The 7,721-nt window shown below is 41.6% G+C and carries 5 protein-coding genes and 2 pseudogenes; 2 read left to right on the forward strand and 5 right to left on the reverse strand.

All coding sequences use genetic code 11. From position 1 onward, the window contains the following. Positions 1 to 384: pseudogene (locus PVV69_RS08680) on the forward strand (hypothetical protein); the annotation flags it as partial. Positions 385 to 519: 135 nt separating this feature from the next. Here PVV69_RS08680 and PVV69_RS08685 read toward each other — a convergent pair. The 5 genes from PVV69_RS08685 to hemA all read right to left on the reverse strand — a co-directional run bounded on the left by PVV69_RS08685 (position 520) and on the right by hemA (position 5,662). After that, positions 520 to 945, reverse strand: a complete 426-nt coding sequence (locus tag PVV69_RS08685) for a hypothetical protein (protein WP_273757196.1) — start codon at positions 943 to 945, stop codon at positions 520 to 522. Between the two features lie 789 nt (positions 946 to 1,734). Next, positions 1,735 to 2,871: an MFS transporter gene (locus PVV69_RS08690; RefSeq protein ID WP_273757197.1), complete on the reverse strand. Its 1,137-nt coding sequence runs from the start codon at positions 2,869 to 2,871 to the stop codon at positions 1,735 to 1,737. A 14-nt stretch (positions 2,872 to 2,885) separates the two neighbouring features. Next, positions 2,886 to 3,938, reverse strand: coding sequence for a Gfo/Idh/MocA family oxidoreductase (locus PVV69_RS08695; RefSeq protein ID WP_273757198.1), 1,053 nt, complete (start codon positions 3,936 to 3,938; stop codon positions 2,886 to 2,888). Between the two features lie 4 nt (positions 3,939 to 3,942). Beyond that, positions 3,943 to 4,446, reverse strand: a complete 504-nt coding sequence (locus tag PVV69_RS08700; RefSeq protein ID WP_273757199.1) for a GNAT family N-acetyltransferase — start codon at positions 4,444 to 4,446, stop codon at positions 3,943 to 3,945. 7 nt (positions 4,447 to 4,453) lie between these two features. Beyond that, the gene (gene hemA / locus PVV69_RS08705) at positions 4,454 to 5,662 is read right to left on the reverse strand and encodes a 5-aminolevulinate synthase (RefSeq protein WP_273757200.1); all 1,209 of its coding nucleotides are present in this window, start codon (positions 5,660 to 5,662) and stop codon (positions 4,454 to 4,456) included. Between the two features lie 685 nt (positions 5,663 to 6,347). On the opposite strand from hemA, the pseudogene PVV69_RS08710 reads away from it, so the two are divergent. After that, positions 6,348 to 7,514, forward strand: a pseudogene (locus tag PVV69_RS08710) (tyrosine-type recombinase/integrase). The last annotated feature ends 207 nt before the right edge of the window (positions 7,515 to 7,721 follow it).

Here is a 7,721-nt window from a genome sequence, read left to right on the forward strand (position 1 = left end):
TGTTATGCGGGCTGCTCTTTTAGAGAGATCATACAAGCGCTTAGAAGAATTGGCTTGCTGGGGAAACAAGCCTTTGTTGATAAAGCTTATGATCAGACGCTTTCTTTCTCAAAACAGTTTTGTGCTGATCTCAAAGAAGTAAAACAGAAAGCAGAGAGAGCAAAAAAGATTTGGCAAAAAAGCCAACCGATCAAAGATACTTTAGCAGAAACCTATTTACGCAATCGGGGGATCACATGTGAATTGCCTGCTGATTTACGTTTTCACGACAAATGTCCACACCCCTTAGGAATGACACTGCCCGCGTTGGTGGCGCTTGTTAAGGGCGCTGGTTCCTTTGCAATCCATAGGATCTTTTTAAAAGCCAATGGCTGCAAAACAGATCACCACATCATCACGCAATAAGCTTTGAGCCAATCTCAAGCGGCGGGTAGATCATATTCAGCCACGCCGTGTGAAACCGACCCATTGTCTCGGGGTTCAATTTTGTCGTTTGGCGCGTCACGTTTTTATATCTTGCTAGGGGTCTTTAAAATCATCTTCATACACAAAATCATTCCCCGTATTATAGGGTGGATCAATATAAATCATCTTGACCTCTTGAAAATAAGCCTGTTGGATAAGCTTTAAGACTTCGAGATTATCGCCTTTGATATCGACATTATGTGTGTTGTCAAAGTCTACACTTTCATCAAACTTAGGCCGCAACGTTGCCAAGGAAGGCTTTTGCACAAGTTTTAGACTTGCTCCCTTGCCTTTCCATTCAAACTTAAACTTCTCAAAATCATTGTCGATATATTCACCGCATAGGTTTAAAAGCTGATCTATATCCAGCTTGCCCTCCCGAAAACATTGCGGAAAAGTGGCCTTTAACTTATCTATGTCTTGCTCTTGTGGGCTTTGGCTTAAGCCCTCTATCTTCTTCTCATCCGCTATAATCGTCATATCGGCGCTCCCCTACGCTAGAATAAATATAAGATGCTATATTCTGCCATAATGACAAGTTTATGCATAATAAACAATGATTAGATGTGACTTATAGTGTCTTCTCGATGAAGTTCGTCGGTTCGTATCTTGTCTGCACCCTATGAGGTGCATTCGAACTTCAGAAAGTGCTATTTTTATAACAGCTTGAAAAACAAGGGGAAAATGAGCAGAGACCTTCTGCAACAAAGTCTCCGCTCTTTTAGACAAATTGGCCATTTTTGGCAAAAAACGCATAAAATCACCCGCGCAAGGTCTTTGCTCTGTGACGGCTCAAACACAAAAAGGCCGATAACTGCTGCAGCTTTTAACCACAGCAAAAATCGCACTAAATAAGAATTAGAAAAGTTGTAACAAGATAAATGGTACTGCACGCGTTACATCGGTTCGAACGTTCTCATTTTTCAGACGTAAAATGCGCGCAAACCAACAGGAAATATTAATGTTCTCAGCAAATTCTGCAAACCGCGCTGAGATCACTGCTAACTTTGAAGGCCTGCCACGTCCCGCCGAATAAATAATACGTGCGAGGCCAACGCACTTTTGTCTAAAGAAAGACGTTTACGCTAACATAGCTCAAATTAACGCAATATGCTCGCCGTATATGTCCCTATACCTAATTACGATGTCTCTCTAGGCTACTCCCCTTGTATTTAGAAAGTATAGGGCCCTATTTTGCACCCACAAGCGCCGCTTAAATTGGTCAGCCATTACAGCTAAGCAGCGAGACACGCTTAGCATCACCGCAGCTCATGACTCTAGGCTCCTTGTTAACATAATCTTTAGTAAAAAAGTCACGATAAGAATAAGGGTAGCGAATAAAGGTATATAGCTGTACGATAAAAACGATCCAACCACCCCCCCCAATAAGGCGCCTAATGCACTTCCAAGATAATTACAAGAACCATTAAGCGCTAATACAGCATTACTATGTTGTGGTTGATAGGATAACAAACTATGCTGTTGCGGCGCCAAAGAAGCCCACCCTGTCATCCCCCAAACAAACAACGGGAAAAATAAAATGCTGTGCAAATATTGCGCGAAATACAACGAAAAAATCGCTATGGCCATGAGTGAAAGAAGCGCTAATAATAATAAAGGCGTACCTTTCGTTTTATCAATTAAATAACCGATAGAAAAACTCCCAATAACGCCACCCGCACCCCAAACCCAAAAAGCGGCAACCATGTCGAGATTAGGAACAGATCTTGCAATAATAGGGATCATATAAGTATATGCGCCTAAGCTCGCAACCGCTGTCAGAAGAGTAATAAAAACTGTAATAAAAACTCTTTTATCTGCTAAGACCCGTATTCTCTCTTTTACAGACGCTGGCGCAGCAATTGCAAGCCGTGGCAACCCCCGCCAAAGCCCAACAAAAGCTATTATTGAAAATAAAACCACCAACCCAAAGCTGGCACGCCAGCTAAAATAATCGCTAATCAGCAAACCAAGCGGCACGCCTAACACTGTCCCACAACTCATACCACCAAGTGTCATGCCTAATGCGCGCCCCTTCTTCTCAGCACATACGAGATGCGTAGCAGCAACCATAGCTATAGGAGAAAACAAACCAGCCCCAAAGCCAGCAATAGCACGAGAGACAAGCAGCATCGGATAATTGACAGAACACGCGCTTAGACCATTAGCAACAAGGAAAACGAGCAGTGCATAAAGCAGAGTTTTTCTTGCCTCTTTCATTGCAAAAAGCAGAGTAAAAAAAGGAGCAGAAAGCGCATAACAGAATGTAAAAATTGTCACAGCTTGCCCTACCGCGGCTTCACTCAAATCAAAGCTGACGGCAATTTTGGGAAGAAGACCGGCAACAACATAAGCATCCAAACCTAATGCAAACATAGCCAGCGAGATAAAAAGAATTTTAAACATGGCAACCTTCTGGCCTAAGAATTATGGTAATCAACAACCCTTTTTTGTCCCTTCACTGAAAAAATAGGCGCCCTGTAACGACCTGAATGACTATTTATGTCATTGAGCATTTTTTGTAAGTCAATCGCTACATCGAGGTCAGCAAATTCAACAGCTGGTTTTTTACCACTATAAACAAAATTTACCACATCTTCTACTTGCCTCATAAGCTTTATAATCTGATGATCTGCCGCTCCTGAGGCTGAACCAACGACGCGTTCCTCTAATAACGGTGCGCATTCCTTATCTTTTTCCCAAATTTTTATATAATCGTGATCCCAATCGGGGTCATCATATACAACACGCGCAAAGACAATTCTTCCTTCGCCACCCCTGAATATAAAACTTAATGTTCTTTTTGTGATTACATTCACAAAACTGCTGTAACCCGTACAAACTGCCTCCGCGCCTAATTGAGCGAGTATGAAAGCACTATCTAATTTGAACGCAGATCCAACAGCAAAGTCAGACTCTAGTGCTATCATCTTATCAAGAACCAAGCGCTGCTTGCAAATCCATTGGACAAGATCTATAGGGTGAATTATTTCACTTGAAACACCGCTTGTAGGCCGACAATCCCATAGTCGATCGTTGCCCCAATGAAAAGTACACCGTATAGGCTCTAGATTATACTCACTAATATAGTTTCTTAAAAGACTACTCACGGCAGAATATCTCTCTACCATATCTAAACAAAAACCTGAACACTGTACGAGTTTAGCGCCAGCATCCACAAGAGAATCCTCATGCCCAATAAAAGGCTTTTCACAAATTACAAACCCTTTGTACTCAGTTAACTGTTCTATAACCTCATAATGCCGGCCATCAGTAACAGCAATAACCAAAACATCTGGACAAAAATCAGTTAAAGCAGTAGCGAAGCAATCATAATACTTAACACTATTATTCTTATTGCGTCTAGAATAGTAAGCCACTTCTAAAGGGATTTGTTTCTGTCGTGCTACATTTTTCCACGCGCGTAGATATCGCCTCCCCGCATAACCCATTCCAATTATCAAAACTTTCATCCAGTTATTTTCCTAGCCTTTTATAAAGTAAAGGTTCTCCAGTATCACACCATCCGCTTTTTTTATAAAAACTCTGAGCAGATATTGTAGAAGACAAAAACACTCTCTGGACGCCAGCTGCATCAAACCAAGCCAATTGCATTTGCAGCATTTTAAGGGCCACACCTTTTCTTCGCCAACTTGGTTCAACAACGACCGACTGTACCCACCCTGCTTTACCGTTCAGACACCCAATGCTCGGCGGTCGATCATCAATAAGTGCGGTGACACAGCCTACAACAGCAGAGCCCCCACCATGAGCTACAACTAAATTTTTATTGGTATCCCGACTGCGAAAATATTGCTGCAACCAGCGACGATAGCTCTTTTTCCAGATTTTTGCTTCCTCGGCAGACTGTGAAACATACAGCCCCTGCCCACCATCCAATAACAATGAACGCAACTCCACCAGCCGCTCAATGTGCTCAGGCCTCGCCACCTCAATATAAAAAAAGTCTTTCTCTGCCATAAACACATCACTCTGCAAAAGCTATATCATACGCATAGAACACCTGCTCTAGCGATCCTGCCAAATATTCTATATCAGCGCTCGTATGGTTAGGTGTAACGTTAACTCGGAATCGCTCTGTTCCCATAGGGACGGACGGAGCATTTATGGGCTGCAAATAAATATTAAACTTATTGTATAACTCTTGCGCCGCCAAAGTACATTTTTTTGCTGAGCCAATCATCACAGGAAGGATATGTGTTTGACTTACCTGTAATACAGGAATTTTCCGTACTTTCAGCTGTTGCCTAAGTAGCTGCGTTTTTTCGTGTAGCTGGCTTCTCTCGGCTTGCGATTTTTTTAAATGCTCCACGCTTTTCAAACAGCCCGCCGCAATACACGGCGGCATCGCTGTTGTAAAAATAAATCCCGACGCGAATGAACGCACCGCATCAATAGCTTCCCGTGAACCAGCTATATAACCACCCAAAATACCCACAGCTTTAGCCAGAGTCGATTGGATAATATCAATATCCTCGGCCACACCAAGTTCTGCTGCCATGCCAGCACCTTTGGGGCCGTACATGCCAACCGCATGTACTTCATCTAAAAACGTAAAGCATTTATATTTTTTTGCAAGCCTCACAATGTCTACGATAGGTGCCACATCTCCATCCATAGAATATATAGACTCAAAAACTATAACTTTTGGCCGCTCTAGAGGCGCTGCCTGCAGCGCTTCTTCAAGTTCCTCAACATCATTATGTTTAAAAACTATTTTCTCTACACCAGAGCGTCTTATCCCATTAATTAATGAAGCGTGATTTTTCTCATCAGAAAACACGATACAGTCAGGTAATAACTGTAAAATAGCATGTAACGTGGCGTCATTTGATGTATAGCCCGTAGGGAAAACTAGCGCTGCAGGTTTTTCATGCCACTGTGCAAGACTTTCCTCTAGTTGACACAGAACAGCGTAATTTCCACCTATATTCCGTGAACCGCCAGCTCCCGCCCCATATCGATCAATCGCATCATGCATAGCTTGTAACACAGCTTGATTCTGCGACATTCCCAAATAATCATTACTACACCAAACCTTCACTGTTTTACCAAAATCACTAGAGGTCCTTGCGTCTGGATAGTGTCCGCAAAGCCTATTAATGTCATAAAATGTTCTATAGGTTCCGTTAGCTTTTAAAAGGTTTATTCTCTCAGAAAAAAAATTATTATACATCTGTTATACTCCCCTCGCACCTTGCTTGCTACAAGACCCGCGACTCTAGGGTACAATACTTTAAGATTAGTGCAATTCATTTATTTCAAAATTTCCTGTTTTATAAACAAAAATTTCATATTCAACTTTTTTTCCCTATAAAAATCACAAATATGTCATATTCAATAGACTGCGTATCTTTTACCAATATGGTAACAACGGTACTGAATGACCTCCTCACTCAAAAATTGGGCCGCAGCAAAGACAGATAGAAATATATTTAAAGAATAGCCCGCTAAAGAAATAGACGAACCACATAGATACTCTAGTTTTTTAAAACAAGTATCGTGCTTATACCTCTCATTTATGAACTTTATACCTTACTGCGCCGCGACCCTAGCACCTACAGCACGCGCCTCATCATCATTCGCCCCACTCGCTTCCGTCACACCGCTTACCACCCCGCGTTTATAGTCGTGCCAACTAGCCACGGACGTTTCATTATACGCCACGCCCATCTCTAATGCCTATACAAGATATTGATTTATAATGATAATCTAGCGTTATTCATATTGAATTAGACCCTCGAATAACATAGGATTCTCTCATTTTAAATCTGCTTATCTTGAATCAATCAAAACCACACCTTTGCACGTCACAAGCGGGATGAATGTATGGATAAAATTTGTATAAGAAAGGACTAAAAATGGTTCTTATGAACCGTCTTAATGCAAGGGCTGTCGCAACATTGGGAGCTGGCAAATATAATGATGGTGCCGGCTTGCTTCTTCATAAGCGTAAAGATGGAGGTGCTCAATGGATTTATCGTTATACCATTCACGGGCGGCGCCGCGAAATGGGCTTGGGGGCTTTAAGAGATGTCTCTTTAAAACAAGCCCGTGAATTGGCAACAGGATAGCGTTCTGTTTTACGTGAGGGTCGTGACCCCATTAAAGAACGCGATAAACAAAAGCGTGAAGCAATAAGCAATCTCCATTATTTAAAAGATATTGCACTAGATGCTTTTGAAAGTCGTAAAGCTGAATTAAAAGGAGATGGGAAAAATGGGCGTTGGTTTTTACCCTTAAAACTTCATATTCTCCCTAAATTAGGCTGTTTGCCGGTTTCTGAGATTACGCAAACAGAGATACGCAATACCCTCGCTCCCATTTGGCATACAAAAGCTTCAACAGCAAAAAAAACACTGAATCGTCTTAATATATGTCTTAAACATGCGGCTGCCTTAGGTTTGGATGTTGATTTACAAGCAGTAACAAAAGCACGCGCTCTCTTAGGTAAACAACGTCATAAGGTCACTAATAGACCAGCCATGGATTGGAAAGAAGTGCCGGCTTTTTATCAGTCACTCTGTAAAACACAAAACATAACACGACTAGCTTTGCGTTTGCTTATCCTTACAGGCGTTCGTACCAATTCCTTGTGTCATATGCATAAAGATCAAGTTGAGGGGGATATATGGACAATTCCTGCTGAGAATATGAAAGGAAAGCGTGATACAACAAAAGAATTTCGCGTGCCCTTATCAACAGAGGCATTAGAAATTTTAAAACAAGCACGATTGCTTTCTCGTAATGATTTTTTCTTTTCTGCAACCGGTCGGGGTCCCCTTGCTGCTAAGTGTATGGCTCAATATATGAGAGATAATAAACTTGATGCCTGCCCGCATGGTTTTCGCTCTAGTTTACGCGATTGGCTTGCTGAAACAACCGATGCCCCCTATGAGGTCGCTGAAACCATTCTAAGTCATACGGTAGGAGGACAAGTAGAGCGTGCCTATCGTCGTACTGACTATTTAGAACAGCGCCGTGTCTATATGGATAAATGGGCCGCTTATGTCACTGGGCAATCTTAAGATATGGGGTGCATAACCCCATGATCTGTGGATAACTTACTCTCTCTCTTCTCTCATTCTTTCTCAATGAGACTCATAAATTATCACATCAGAAAATGTATTATAAAACACTGTTTTCTATAGACTAAATACCTTTCCAGTGATTCAAAAATATGGTTAATAAATACTTATGATTTGTTCCCATTTTTTATTATGAAAGGAAATTAT

This window comes from Bartonella sp. MM73XJBT (assembly GCF_028618465.1).
GTDB lineage: Bacteria > Pseudomonadota > Alphaproteobacteria > Rhizobiales > Rhizobiaceae > Bartonella.